The sequence below is a fragment of the Achromobacter sp. SD115 genome (genome assembly GCF_017355315.1).
Classification (GTDB): Bacteria; Pseudomonadota; Gammaproteobacteria; order Burkholderiales; family Burkholderiaceae_B; genus Achromobacter; species Achromobacter xylosoxidans_B.
Window position 1 is genome coordinate 14,348 of record NZ_JADIJM010000020.1, and the last position, 12,727, is coordinate 27,074.

At 64.9% G+C, this 12,727-nt stretch carries 11 protein-coding genes and 1 pseudogene; 6 read left to right on the forward strand and 6 right to left on the reverse strand.

Annotation, left to right across the window (positions count from 1 at the left end; all coding sequences use genetic code 11):
- The first annotated feature begins 393 nt into the window (after nucleotides 1-393).
- Both IPU70_RS24180 and IPU70_RS24185 read left to right on the forward strand, forming a co-directional pair.
- Nucleotides 394-2,367, forward strand: a complete 1,974-nt coding sequence (locus tag IPU70_RS24180; protein ID WP_207471171.1) for an EAL domain-containing protein — start codon at nucleotides 394-396, stop codon at nucleotides 2,365-2,367.
- A 95-nt stretch (nucleotides 2,368-2,462) separates the two neighbouring features.
- On the forward strand, nucleotides 2,463-3,908 hold the full coding sequence (locus tag IPU70_RS24185) for a sensor histidine kinase KdpD (protein ID WP_242702679.1): 1,446 nt from the start codon (nucleotides 2,463-2,465) through the stop codon (nucleotides 3,906-3,908).
- Nucleotides 3,909-3,923: 15 nt separating this feature from the next.
- Here the strand turns inward: IPU70_RS24185 and IPU70_RS24190 are convergent, their stop codons facing one another.
- The 3 genes from IPU70_RS24190 to IPU70_RS24200 form a co-directional block, all read right to left on the reverse strand.
- The gene (locus IPU70_RS24190; protein WP_054458575.1) at nucleotides 3,924-4,643 is read right to left on the reverse strand and encodes a response regulator transcription factor; all 720 of its coding nucleotides are present in this window, start codon (nucleotides 4,641-4,643) and stop codon (nucleotides 3,924-3,926) included.
- 214 nt (nucleotides 4,644-4,857) lie between these two features.
- Nucleotides 4,858-6,345, reverse strand: a complete 1,488-nt coding sequence (locus IPU70_RS24195) for a YdiU family protein (RefSeq protein WP_207471176.1) — start codon at nucleotides 6,343-6,345, stop codon at nucleotides 4,858-4,860.
- Nucleotides 6,342-6,713: a DUF2069 domain-containing protein gene (locus IPU70_RS24200; protein ID WP_013392865.1), complete on the reverse strand. Its 372-nt coding sequence runs from the start codon at nucleotides 6,711-6,713 to the stop codon at nucleotides 6,342-6,344. Before IPU70_RS24200 ends, IPU70_RS24195 begins: the two co-directional genes overlap by 4 nt.
- A 17-nt stretch (nucleotides 6,714-6,730) precedes the next feature.
- Here IPU70_RS24200 and IPU70_RS24205 point away from each other — a divergent pair, with 17 nt between their 5' ends.
- Together IPU70_RS24205 and IPU70_RS24210 are read left to right on the forward strand one after the other, a co-directional pair.
- Nucleotides 6,731-8,044, forward strand: a complete 1,314-nt coding sequence (locus IPU70_RS24205) for a YihY family inner membrane protein (RefSeq protein ID WP_207471178.1) — start codon at nucleotides 6,731-6,733, stop codon at nucleotides 8,042-8,044.
- Nucleotides 8,045-8,082: 38 nt separating this feature from the next.
- Entirely contained in the window at nucleotides 8,083-8,541 is a 459-nt protein-coding gene (locus tag IPU70_RS24210) for a CBS domain-containing protein (protein ID WP_207471180.1), read from the forward strand.
- Between the two features lie 29 nt (nucleotides 8,542-8,570).
- On the opposite strand, the gene dusA is transcribed toward IPU70_RS24210, so the two are convergent.
- Nucleotides 8,571-9,587, reverse strand: coding sequence for a tRNA dihydrouridine(20/20a) synthase DusA (dusA, locus tag IPU70_RS24215; RefSeq protein WP_207471182.1), 1,017 nt, complete (start codon nucleotides 9,585-9,587; stop codon nucleotides 8,571-8,573).
- Between the two features lie 184 nt (nucleotides 9,588-9,771).
- On the opposite strand from dusA, the gene IPU70_RS24220 reads away from it, so the two are divergent.
- Together IPU70_RS24220 and IPU70_RS32860 are read left to right on the forward strand one after the other, a co-directional pair.
- The gene (locus IPU70_RS24220) at nucleotides 9,772-10,740 is read left to right on the forward strand and encodes a homoserine kinase (RefSeq protein WP_207471184.1); all 969 of its coding nucleotides are present in this window, start codon (nucleotides 9,772-9,774) and stop codon (nucleotides 10,738-10,740) included.
- Between the two features lie 65 nt (nucleotides 10,741-10,805).
- Nucleotides 10,806-11,609 carry a BPSS1780 family membrane protein gene (locus tag IPU70_RS32860; RefSeq protein ID WP_242702680.1) on the forward strand — a complete coding sequence of 268 codons (804 nt, stop codon included), beginning with the start codon at nucleotides 10,806-10,808 and terminating at the stop codon, nucleotides 11,607-11,609.
- Between the two features lie 6 nt (nucleotides 11,610-11,615).
- Here IPU70_RS32860 and IPU70_RS32865 read toward each other — a convergent pair.
- Both IPU70_RS32865 and IPU70_RS24230 read right to left on the reverse strand, forming a co-directional pair.
- Nucleotides 11,616-11,852 (reverse strand): annotated as a pseudogene (locus tag IPU70_RS32865) (DUF192 domain-containing protein); the annotation flags it as partial.
- Complete coding sequence (locus IPU70_RS24230) at nucleotides 11,849-12,721, reverse strand: type II secretion system F family protein (RefSeq protein WP_207471187.1); 873 nt, start codon at nucleotides 12,719-12,721, stop codon at nucleotides 11,849-11,851. The pseudogene IPU70_RS32865 and the gene IPU70_RS24230, both read right to left, overlap by 4 nt.
- Nucleotides 12,722-12,727 lie beyond the last annotated feature (6 nt).

The following is a 12,727-nucleotide window of genomic DNA, read 5'->3' on the forward strand; positions in this document are numbered from 1 at the left end:
TCTTTTCCCTTGTATTCCTACGGTTACTCTGGTTGCTCACGGAAGGTTCGGGATGGGCCATGAAGGCTTGCGCCGGCCCTTGGTGCCATGCTCGCCCTACTACTTACGACAGCTACACCCGAAAAATTAATACACGCTGTCTCGATAGTTGTCATTCAAAAACGCGCAGCAGCGAAATAATTGCACAGCTTGCCCCCTTACGGCATGAATTTAGTAATATTCGGCACGTTCTGTGACATGTAGAATTGCTGTTCCACTGATGTATTAGTGACGCGTGTCACACCCCGTATCCAGGCCTTCTAGCGCTGATCGCGATCCGACGCCGTTCCAACCGGACACCTGGCAGTCCTCAGTTCAGGCCACGCAGCGGCCAGGAAGGGAACCTCCAAATACATGTCCACATTCCGCCGGCTACTTTTCTTCACCGCTCTTCTGATCGGCCTCGTTCTGTTCGGCGCGCAGGCGGTGGGAATGCTGGCCGCGCACCGCTATCTGAACTCGCAGTTGGCGCAGCAAAGCGACGACGGCGCCAACGCGCTCGCCTGGGCCTTGTCGCACGCGGCGGCCGGCCCCGACGAACGAACTGCGCTGGCGGATGCGCTGTTCGCGGGGGGAGATTACGCGCTGGTGCGCATTACCGACGAAAAGGGCGCCCCCGCCATCGAACGGCAAACCCCGCAAACCGACCCTCAGTCCAGGGAGCACGATTGGCGCGACACCTGGTTGAGCATGGAAGCGCCCGCCGTGTCGCGGCCTTACGCAGCTCCGGATGGCAGCTCGCGAGGTATCGTCACCGTGCAGGCGGATTCGCGGGAAGCACGCGACACCTTGTGGCAAGGCGGCGTGCGGGTCCTGGGGCTGATGCTGGCAGCCGGCCTGCTATGGATCCTGTTCTCCCTCAATCTGGCGCGGCGGATAGAAGCGCGCACCTCGCGCGACATCTGCGAACGCGTACGCGCGCTGGCCCCGGGCAATCGCAAGACGTTGAACGGCACATGCGAACTGGCAGGCGTCGACCAGGCGCTGGTGGACGCGCAACGCATGGTCGCCGCCACTGTCCAGGAACAAAATGCGCGGATCGAATCGCTTCAGAGCGAGATCTACAAGGACCCGATCACGCGGCTGCACAATCGCAAGTATTTTGTCGACCAGTTCAGGCTGGCGCTGACGGACAAGGACCCCGAAGCCGGCGGCCATCTGCTGATGTTCCGCCAACGCGACCTGGCGCAGATCAACCGGCATCTCTCGCGCGCCTTCACGGACCAGTGGCTGCGCTCCGCTTCCGACCGGCTGCGCAAGCTGGTCGCCGAATTCGGCGGGCCAGCCGCCATGCTCGCGCGCATCAGCGGTTCTGATTTTGCGCTGCTGCTGCCCCGCACTTCAGCGCCGCAAGCCAGCCTGCTGGCCGAGCGGGTGCGACGCGAACTGCGCTCGTTGCGCGTGCCCATGGACAAGCACGAGTCCTGCCGCTGGGCCCTGGCGATGGCCTCCTACGCACCAGGAGATGGCATGAGCGACACGCTGGCGCGCCTGGACCACGCCCTGATGTGCGCCGAAAGCGCCGACGACGACCAGATCGCGCCGGCCAGCCGCGCGCCGGACAGCACGCACATCGGCGAGTACAGCTGGCACGACGCCCTGGTTACGGCGCTCGAACAGCACAGGTTCTCCTTGTCCGTGCAGCCCCTGCACGACCTGTCCGGCGCCCTGCTGCACCAGGAAGCCAGCCTGACCCTGCACGACGCCAGCGGCGCCGATCCCGTGCCGGCCTCGATCTTCATGCCCCCGGCTGTCCGCCTCGGCCTGGCCGCAGAGTGCGACATACAAGCCATCCGCCTGGGGCTGGACTGGCTGTTCGCGCGCCCAGGCGCGCTGGCGGTGCCGATATCGCTGGCATCGATCGCCCAGCCGTCGTTCCAGTCCAGGCTGCAACGCATGCTGGCCGACCGGCCGGCCTTGAGCGCGCGCCTGATCGTGGAAATCGACGCAGCGGCCCTGGCTGCGCAGGGGGCCGACTTGCACCAGCTTTGCGACATCGTCGTGGCCGCCGGCGCCCGGGTCGGCGTGAGCCGGCTGTCGTTCCAGTTCGGCGCCATCGAGCATCTGCACGAGTTCCCCTTGTCATACCTGAAGCTGTGTGGCGGTTTCATCACCGGCTTGCTCCACAGCCCGGGCAGCCAGCACCTCGCCGCCACGGTGGTGGCGACCGCCGCGGCGCTGGATATCGCGGTCTATGCAGAAGACGTGCCTGACCTCGCCACGCAGAACGTCCTGGCGGGCATCGGCGTCCATGCCATGCGCGGGCCTGTCGTAAACTGCGCCCATACGCACGACCTCGCACCTGATCATCCCTGGATTTCCAGTTGACGGAAGGCATGCTGCTTCGCATCTGTTGGCTTTTTCGCATCCGCTGGCCTTTGCGCCCGCGCCGTTCCGGTAGCCTCCCCGAGGTTCGGCAAGCCATGCTGCCCCCTCTGGGGCTGCTGCTGTGCGCCCTCCTCGGCCCCGGCGCGGCCCAGGCCCATGGCCTGGGTGTTTCACACGAAGACCTGCATCTGGGCCTGACGGCCGGTGTCGCCACGGCCTGCGGCGTCGCCTGTGCCGTGGCGTGGGCGGCCACCCGCAACGCGATTTATGGCGCGGGACTGGCATTCATGCTGCTCGAGGGCGTGTTCCGCTCCATGCCCACGCTGTTGCCGCCGACAGCGCTGCAAGCCGGATCCTATGCGGCCTTGCTCGCGCTCACCGCCCCCCTTCTTGCGGCAGCGTCCGCCACCAAGCTGGCGACGGCCTGCCGCTGGACCAGCGCGGCGTTGACGATAGTCGCGATACTGGCGCTGATCATCGCCTACGACCCGGGCAACGGCATCGCGTCGGCCGCGATCGCGGGCGCCTGCGCCATCGCCAGCCTGCCGCTGGCCATCTGGTTCCTGGTCCGTGCCGCGAGCAAGACACCCGGGCGCGCGGCCGCGCTAGCGTTGGCTGGCGCCTACGGCGTCTCTGCATGGCTGCTGGGGCATGACGCCTGGTTGCCCCAGGAGGCACCAGGAACGATCGCCGTGCTGGCGCGACTACTGCTGGTGTCAAGCGCTTTGCTCCTGCTGGCGATCGATCACCGCTGCCGTCCGCAGCATGAATCGAAACGCGCGGGCCACGAGCACAGTGATGCGGAACATCTGGCCCAAGGTGAACTGAGGCTGGCAGAACTGGCGGGCGCGCTCGATACGCAACGTCAGATGAATGCGCTGATCTCGCACGAATTGCGCGCGCCGCTTGCCACCGTCAGTGCGGCGGCCCAGTCCCTGGACATGATACTTGCCGAAAGCGGCGAGGCCGTGGACAACCGCCTGGCGCGCATTCATCGCTCGGTCACCCGCATGACCGAACTCATGGATCAACTGCTGAATCAGGACAGGCTGGGCGAGCAAGCATGGACGCCTCGCGGGGAACAAACGGACATGGCGGATCTGGTACGCGATGTCGTCACCGCGATGCAACCCGATACGGCGCATGCGTTGATGTTGCAGGCCGGCGCCTCCCTGCCGGTCTACTGCGACCGCCCCCTGACCAGCGTGGTGGTGCGCAACCTGATCCACAATGCCATCAAGTACTCGCCGGCAAATGAGCCTGTCCGCATCGAAACCGGCGAAACCCGGGTGGGGGCCATTCCCATGGCTTGGGTGGCCGTCACTGACCGCGGTCCGGGCATAGGCGTGGAGGAGCAGGCCAAGATCTTCGAGCCGCACTTCCGGCGCTCGGCGCACCGGGAGACGCAAGGCATGGGCATCGGCCTCTATCTGGCCCGGCGCATCTGCCAGAACCAGGGCGGCTCATTGACCATGGAAAGCGAGGTAGGCGTAGGCACGCGCTTCGTCGTCACCCTGCCGTCCAGCGCGCCGGCGGCTTGACCGCCGCTGGCGCCTTCAGGCCGCGAACACGTAACCCTGGCCGCGCACCGACAGCACGGGCAGCTTCAGGCCCGCGCTTTGCGCCTTGGCGCGCAAACGGCTGACCAGCACGTCGATGCGGCGCAGTTCAAAGCCGCCCGGGCTGTCCGGCAGGAACAATTCCGCCAGGACCTGGCGGCTGACGGCGCTGCCGGCGGCGTCCATCAGAGCAACCAGGAAGGTCCGTTCCTGCGCGCTGAGGTGCAGCGAAGCGCCATCGGGCGCAACCAGGATCCAGCCGCCGTCCTGCAGGGACCATGAGGTATCCGCGGTGGCGCGCGTTTCCGCATCCACGGGACGCGGCGCCTTGGCCAGACGCATCCGGCGAGCCAGGCTGCGGATGACCGAACTGAGTTCCAGCAGATCCACCGGCTTGGTCATATAGACATCGGCGCCGCCTTCCAGGCCCCGCACCCGGTCTTCCAGCGCGCTGCGGCCAGTCAGCATGACGATACCGACCGGACTGAGGGCGCGCAGGCGGGTCGCCACGGAGAACCCGTCTTCTCCTGGCAAATGGGCATCAAGAATGACGATATCGCAGGGCTGCTCCTGCAACCGGCGATAAAACGCCGCGGCATTATCACAGGCAAATGCCACCCGGAAACCATAGCCACCCAAGCCTAACGCCAACTCCTCCCGGAAGTCCGCGTCATCCTCAAGCAGACCGATACACAGCAAACCATCTGCGCCAGCCATATTTAGAGTGCTTTATTTTGAAGATTATCGACAAATGCCCCGCAGACGCAGAGTCCCGGGTATTCCGTTGGCGACAATCTTACGTCTTTTACAATGGAAACGAATGATTGCAGTGAAAAAAACTGCGATATTCCTTGTCCAAATAGTTATTTTCCCGTAAATCCCGGGAAAATCGCTTGCACCCTACTCTGGTTTGTACGGCTGGCGGCCATTATCACGAGGAACAACTGACCTCCAGGCTACCTGCCCAATCCGGCGGCAATGCCGCATACCGCTCATGCCCGGGCTGGGCTTGGTACGGGTTACGCAACAGCTTCATCAGGGTGTCGATCTCGCCGGCATCGCCCGTTTTCGCTGCCCGGATGGCCTCCTCCGCCAAGTGATTGCGCAGTACGTAAAGCGGATTCACGCGATTCATGCCCGCAGTTACATCCTGCACCTGCCGTCCATCCTGCGCATGCCGCTCCACCAGACGGTCCAGCCAGGCTCCTGCCGCCGGCCGGTCGATGAACAGGTCTTCGAACGCAGCGCGCTGGCCAGACAGGGCATCGGCCAAGCGCCGCCAGGTCAATGTGAAATCAGCCTGATTGGCATCCATCAGCTTGAGCAGGTCGTCCAGCAGCGCTTCGTCGGCCGGCCGCCATGCGGCCAGGCCCAGCTTGGCGCCCATGCGGTCATGGAAGGCGCGCGTGAAGACCGCCTCGAATTCGTCCAGGACCGCCCGCAAACCCTCCACGTCCTGCACCAGCGCGTGCAGGCTGCCGCCCAGGCGGTAAAGATTCCACAACGCCACGGACGGCTGGCGGTTCCAGGAATAACGCCCTTCCGAGTCCGAGTGATTGCAAATATGGCCCAGGCGGAAACCGTCCATGAAACCATAAGGACCGTAGTCCAGCGTCAGCCCCAGTATGGACATGTTGTCAGTATTCATCACGCCGTGACAAAAGCCCACCGCCTGCCAATCCGCCATCAGCAGCGCCGTGCGCCGTGTAACGGCGCGCAGGAGATTCACATAAGGCGCCACGTCGCTCGAGGCTTCGCCGGCGCCGGTCTCGCGGCATTCCGGGTAATAGCGGTCTATGACGTAGTCCGCCAGCGTCTTCAGCATATCGGGTTGGCGGCGCGACGACCAATGCTCGAAAGAACCGAAACGCACGAAACTGGGGGACATGCGCGTCACGATGGCAGCCGTCTCCACGGTTTCCCGCATGACGGGGTCATCGGAAACCACCAGCGCCAGCGCGCGCGTCGTAGGCACGCCCAGGCCATGCATGGCCTCGCTGGCCAAGTATTCACGCACCGATGAGCGCAACACCGCGCGGCCGTCGCCCATGCGCGAATACGGTGTCATTCCAGCCCCCTTGAGCTGCAGTTCCCAGTTGCCCTGCGGCCCCTCGACCTCGCCCAACAGATGGGCGCGCCCATCGCCCAACTGGCCAGCCCAGACGCCGAACTGATGGCCGCTGTAAACCGCGGCCAGCGTGTCGCCGCCCGGCAGCGGCTGGGCGCCGGAAAACACGTTCAGGAATTCGGGCGTGGACAGGGCGGAGGGGTCCAGGCCGATCAGCTCCGCAGCCCGCGCATTACCGTGCAACAGGCGCGGCTTGTTCAAGGCCTGGGGTGCAAGCCGGGTATAGAACGCTGCGGGTAAAGCAGCAAAGGAATTGACGACGCGCAGGTCGGACAGCGTATGGGCGCTCATGCGCGTTGCCTCCTGGCGGCCCGCTTGGCGGGTCGCACGTAGAAAATGGCGCTAAGGAAGAAAATAGTCGACAGCAGGATCTCGCCCCAGGCCATCAACACGGACAGCGGGGCCGGATCCGACATGGCCCGCACCGCGCCCTCCATCAGATAGAGCAGCGACAACATGGACGCCCACTGGTAGGTATAGAGATTGCCGCGCAGGATGCCGCGCAGCGGAAACGCCAGCGGCAAGGCCTTGAGCAGCATCCAGGAACCGCCGGGTCGCACCGGCGCCACCACGGTTTCCCAGGTGACGCAAAGCACAATCAGGGCGAACAGCGAAACCGAGGCCAGCAGGCGCAAACGGGGATTGAGTTCGGGGTTCATGCTGCTATTATCGCCTGATGAATCGCCCCGCCGAGCCTGCCGCCACAACGCCGGCGGCCACCGAGCACTCGACCCCGCGCTCTTCATGGATCGCGCGGGCCGGACGCGTCGTGCGCTTCAGCGCCGAACGCGCCGGCGAAGAGAAACTGCTGCAAGTGGCGTCCAGTCTCACCTTCACGACCGTCCTGGCCATCGTGCCGATGCTGGCCGTGGTCCTGTCGCTATTCACCGCCTTTCCGGTATTCCAGGAATTCCGCGTCGCGCTCGAGGATTTCCTGACCAACAGCCTGATGCCCCCGTCCGTGTCGGACAACATCATGGATTACCTGAACCAGTTCGCGCGCCAGGCTTCGCGCTTGACCGCCATCGGCGGCGTGTTCCTCCTGATCACCTCGCTGTTGCTGATCATGACGATCGACAAGGCGTTCAACGACATCTGGCATGTGACGCGCCAGCGCCCCCTGCGGCAGCGCGCGCTGGTGTATTGGGCCATCATCACGCTAGGGCCGGTGGTGGCCGGCGCCAGCCTTTGGGCGACCTCGTTCGTGGCGCGCGAATCGCTGGGCCTGGTCCGGGACGTGCCTGAAGCCCTCAGCGTCGCGGTGTCGTTCATCCCGCTGATATTGACCGCTCTCGGTTTCGCCACGCTGTTCGTCATGGTCCCGAACCGCGAGGTCCTCTGGCGCGACGCCCTGGTCGGCGGCTGCGTGACCGCGGTCGTGCTGGAAATCATGAAGTCGGCGTTCGCCTACTACCTGACGCGCTTCCCCACCTACACCGTCATCTACGGCGCATTCGCCACCCTGCCGATCTTCCTGCTCTGGATCTATCTGTCGTGGCTGGCCGTGCTGCTGGGGGCCATCCTGGCGTCCAGCGCGCCCCTTATCCGCCTGGGTCGCTGGGAAATCAACCGCTATCCCGGCGCGCCCTTCGTGGACGCCGTGGATGCGCTGCGCGCGCTGCGCCAGGCGCAGGCGGCCAATCCGCCGGGACTACCCGCCAATCTGCTGGCCGCGCAATTGAGGCTGCACCAGGACGAACTGAACGAAGTGCTGGAAACATTGGCTGAAATGGGGCTGGCGACGCGCAGCCCTGAAGGTCTTTGGGTGCTGACCTGCGATGCCCGCAACACCTCGATGGCGCCCGTGGTGGACCATTTTCTGCTGGATCGCAGCCAGCCCAGGGTCCGCAATGACCCGGAAATACTGCGCGTCGCCTCGGCCGTGATTTCGCAGCAAAATACGCCCACGCTGGAAGAAGTCTGCGGAGAAGCGCAAAATACCGAAAATGGAATCGCTCCGGTGCTGCAGCTGGAAGCGAAAAAGAACTAGCAAATAGGATCAGGGCGCAGTCCGCCCAGGAGGAACCGATGTTGAAGGTCAGCGAGATTTTGCGCGTCAAGGGCGATACGCTCTATACGGCGTCGCCCGACATGCCTGTGTCCCAGGCCGTGCAAACAATGAGCGAGCAGGACATAGGCTCGCTGGTGATCATGGAATTCGGGACGCTGACCGGCATGCTCACGTTCCGCGAGATCATCCGCCACATGCATGCGCATGGCGGCGCCGGCGACACCACCATCCGCTCCATCATGGACGACGCGCCGGTCAGCGTGTCGCCCAACACCAGCGCCGACGAAGTACAGCGCCTGATGCTCGAAAAGCACGCGCGCTATATCCCGGTCATGGACGGCCCCACCTTGATGGGCGTCATTTCGTTCTACGACATGGCCCAAGCCATCGTGGCGGCCCAGCAGTTCGAAAACAACATGCTGAAGGCCTATATCCGCGACTGGCCGACGGAAAACGCCGAACCGGCCAAGTCCTGAGCCCCCGGCCAGCCGCAGCTGGCCTGCCATCACACTCCAGCCGGCGCCGCTTCGATCGCGGCGCCGCGCATATCAGGCGCATGCCGCTGGCTGCGCCAGGCATCGTAAATCAGTTCAGGATTGTTCGCGGCCAGCAAGGCCGGATCGGACAGCATGCGGCGCCAACGGCGCGCGCCGGACTGGCCGTTCACCAGCCCCAACATCGGCCGCGTCATCACCCGCAGCGGCACGCCCACGGCGACTTGCCGCGCCGCGTACTCCATCATGGCGTCGACCACCTGCGCGTCGCTCGGCAGGCGCAGCGACGGCCATAGCTGCAAGGACACCTCGGACAGCACCCGCGGCGTATGCCAGGCGGCCCGTCCCAGCATGACGCCGTCAAAATCGCCCGCCGCGCGCGTGGACTGATCGGCGTCAGCCAGGCCGCCATTGAGCACGAACGTGCAATCCGGGAAGTCGCGCTTCAATTGCCGCACCACCTCGTAGCGCAGGGGCGGAATCTCGCGGTTGTCCTTGGGAGTAAGCCCCTTGAGCACCGCGTTGCGGGCATGGGCGATGAACACCCGGCAACCTGTGTCATAGACCTTGCCGACGAAATCGCGCACAAATTCATAGGACTCGTCATAGTCCAGCCCAAGCCGGTGCTTGACGGTGACCGGAATATCCACGGCGTCCTGCATGGCCTTCATGCAATCGGCCACCAGCGCAGGCTCGGCCATCAGACAGGCGCCAAACGCCCCCTTCTGCACCCGCTCCGAAGGACAGCCGCAATTCAGGTTGATCTCGTCGTAACCCCACTTTTTGCCTAGCCGGGCCGAATGCGCCAGCGCGTCGGGCTCGCTGCCGCCCAGTTGCAGGGCCACGGGATGCTCGGCCTCGTCAAAATCCAGGTGACGTTCGACATTGCCGTGCAGCAGCGCACCGGTGGTGATCATTTCCGTGTACAAGCGGGCGCGCGGCGCCAGCAGCCGATGGAAAAAGCGGCAATGGCGGTCGGTCACATCTATCATCGGGGCGACGCACAGCCGCCAGTCGGGGGAGTCCAAGAATCACTCTACAAAACAAGGGGATGCGGTATTTTACGGTGCTTGGCGGCTTTGTGTCCGGCCGACGGCTCCGACCGCTCAACCGGATGGCGGACAGCCCCGCCCGCCATGTGGTCTAAAATTGCGCCGCCGCAGCCGAAACAGGCGTGCCGCGCGTCCGCTAACCCCTAGATTCCGCACATCAATGGCCGTATTCACCCCTGTCTCCGAAGACGACGCTCGCGCCCTCCTGGCGCATTTCGATCTGGGCGAGTTTGTCTCGCTTCGGGGGATTACGGCGGGTATCGAGAATACCAACTACTTCCTGTACACGACCCGCGGCGAGTACGTGCTGACGCTGTTCGAGGTGCTCACGCAGGCCCAGTTGCCGTTCTACATCGAACTGATGTACCACCTGGCCGAGCGCGGCATTCCCGTGCCCCGCCCCCAGACCCTGGGCGACGGCACCCGCCTGACGACGCTGCACGGCAAGCCCTGCGCCATCGTTTCGCGCCTGCCTGGCGGCTACGAGCCCGCGCCCGGCGCGGCGCATTGCGCCCTGGCCGGCGCCACGCTGGCGCGCGCCCACCTGGCGGCGCGCGACTTCCCGCTGCACCAGCCCAATCTGCGCGGGCTGTCCTGGTGGCTGGAAACGGCGCCCAAGGTCATGCCCTTCCTGGAACCGGCGCAAGCCCAGCTTCTGTCATCGGAGTTGGCCGACCAGCAGGCGGCCGCTGCGACGCCGGCGTGGCAGGCATTGCAGACCGGCCCGGCTCACTGCGACCTGTTCCGAGACAACGTCCTGTTTGCCGGCACCTTCGAGGATCCGCTCATGGGCGGCATCATCGATTTCTACTTCGCTGGCTGCGATACCTGGCTGTTCGACGTGGCGGTAAGCGTCAACGACTGGTGCATCGAGCGCGACACGGGCGAATTCGTGCCCGAACTGGTCGAATCCTGGCTGGCGGCGTATGCGGCTGTACGCCCGTTCACCGAAGCGGAACGCGAAGTCTGGCCGCTGATGCTACGCGCCGCCGCGCTGCGCTTCTGGATATCGCGCCTGTACGACTTTTTCCTGCCGCGGCCGGCTCAGACCCTCAAACCGCACGATCCCCGGCATTTCGAAAGAGTGTTGCAAGCACGCCACCGCCCCGGCCTGCCAATATTGCCGTAACTGTTGCTCCCCCCATAATGGGGATAGCGCGTCCCTTTTTGAGAGATCACCCCCTTTAAAGAGCCATGCAAGCAGCATTCCTACCCGCAACATCCGGCTGGCAATGGGTCCGTGACGGCTTCCGTCTGTTCCGCAAGCAACCACTGGCCATGTTCACCTGGGCCATGGCCATCAGCCTCCTGGTCATCTTCGCCACCGCGACGCCGCCGGTCGGCCCCATCTTGGTGGTGGCGCTCATGCCCATCATCACGCTGATGACGCTATCGGCGTGCAAGCATGTCGAAGCCGATCGCGTCATGCTGCCCTCGATGTGGGCCAAGCCGCTCAAGCAGCCCGGCGTGTTCAGGAAACTGTTCCTGATGGGGCTGCTGTACGCAGCGCTCTGCATTGTTTGCGGCCTGATCATTTTCCTGCCGTTCACCGACGCAATGGTCGAGGGCATGCGCATCGCATCCGTGGAAAAATCCATGGAGCCCATCCTGTCCGCCATGGCGGTTCCGCTGAGCTTGTTCGCGATCACGTACGTCGTAATCGCGGCGCTGTTCTGGCACGCGCCCGTCTTGGTCGCCTGGCATGGGCTGCGGCTGGTCCAGGCGCTGTTTTTCTCCGGCATCGCCTGCTGGCGCAACAAGCTGCCGTTCCTGGTCTACGGCGCCACCTGGATCCTGGTATTTCTTTTCATCGACCTCTGCGCCGGCCTCCTGGTCGCCATTGGCCTGTCGCCGCAGCTTGCCGGGACGCTGCAGATTCCCTTCAATATCGCCGCGGGTGGCGTGCTGTACTGCAGCTTCTATCCTGCCTATACCTCCGTGTTCGGCATCGAGAATGCCGGCGCGCATCTCGACGACGGCAACGGCGCCCAGGCATGAGGCCACGCGGCAGGGCGCCAGCGCCCTGCGCACCGCGAGCACCCTTCCCCGCCGCGATATGAATGCCACGTCGATGGCGTAACGCATGCCAAAGGTATGCACCGCGGCACAAGGCATCAACAAGATGCCGGACCGCGGCCCTGGCGGCTTGCGTCCCAGCAAGCCGCGGGCGCGGCCACACCAGTTGGCTACCTTGAGCAACCTGAGCCCGCCACGCTGCCCCGATGGCTGGTCATTGCTCATTGCACGCTCTGCAGCAATTGCACCATGACCGGGAAGGCCAGCACGATGAAGGTGCAGGGAAAGATGCAGCCGATCAAGGGCAACAGCATCTTCACGGGCGCCTGCATCGCCAGTTGTTCCGCCCGCACGTGACGATCGCTGCGGCTTTGCGCCGCCTGCGCGCGCAGCACCGGCCCCAGGCTTATCCCCAGCGCCTCGGCCTGCGCCAAGGCGGCGGCCCAATTGCGCGCAAGCGGACTATTGCTACGTTCCGCCAGGGCCTTGATCGCCACAGTCCGGGAAACGCCGGCGCGCATCTCCGCCAGCGCGTCGGCCAATGCGTCACGCAATATGCCGGCCGGGCCGCTCTGCGCGGCCATCTGCAATGCCCCGTGCACGCTCAGCCCCGCCTCCACGCATAAGGTCATCATGTCGAACACGAAAGGCAGGTCGCGTTCGATGCTGCGCCGCCGCTTGACGCTCAGACTCCGCAACCAGAGGCCCGGCACGGCGCCGGCCCCCAGGGCAAGCGCTACCGCCCAAGGGATCCACCCCCAGGACTGAGCCTGCAGCAGAACAAGCGCTACCGTCGTCGCCAACCCACCGGCGGCCATTGCCGCGCTCCAGCTCAGCGCCGCCACGTGCGCGTAACTGATGCTGGCGGGCAACGCAGCCCGCTCGATCGCCCGCGTCAGCCGGATGCGCCAACGCCAGGTACACAAAGGCCCAGCCAAGGGCGCCACCGCCGCAATCCAGGGCCAGGCCGCTCGCCACCACCACGGCAGGGCGGACGAGGCGCCCTGGCTGTCCAGCAACAATGGCTTCAAGACCACCCAGGCCAGCCACCCCGCAGCCAACGCGGCAGTCAGCAGACTCAAGTACAGCCACATCACAGC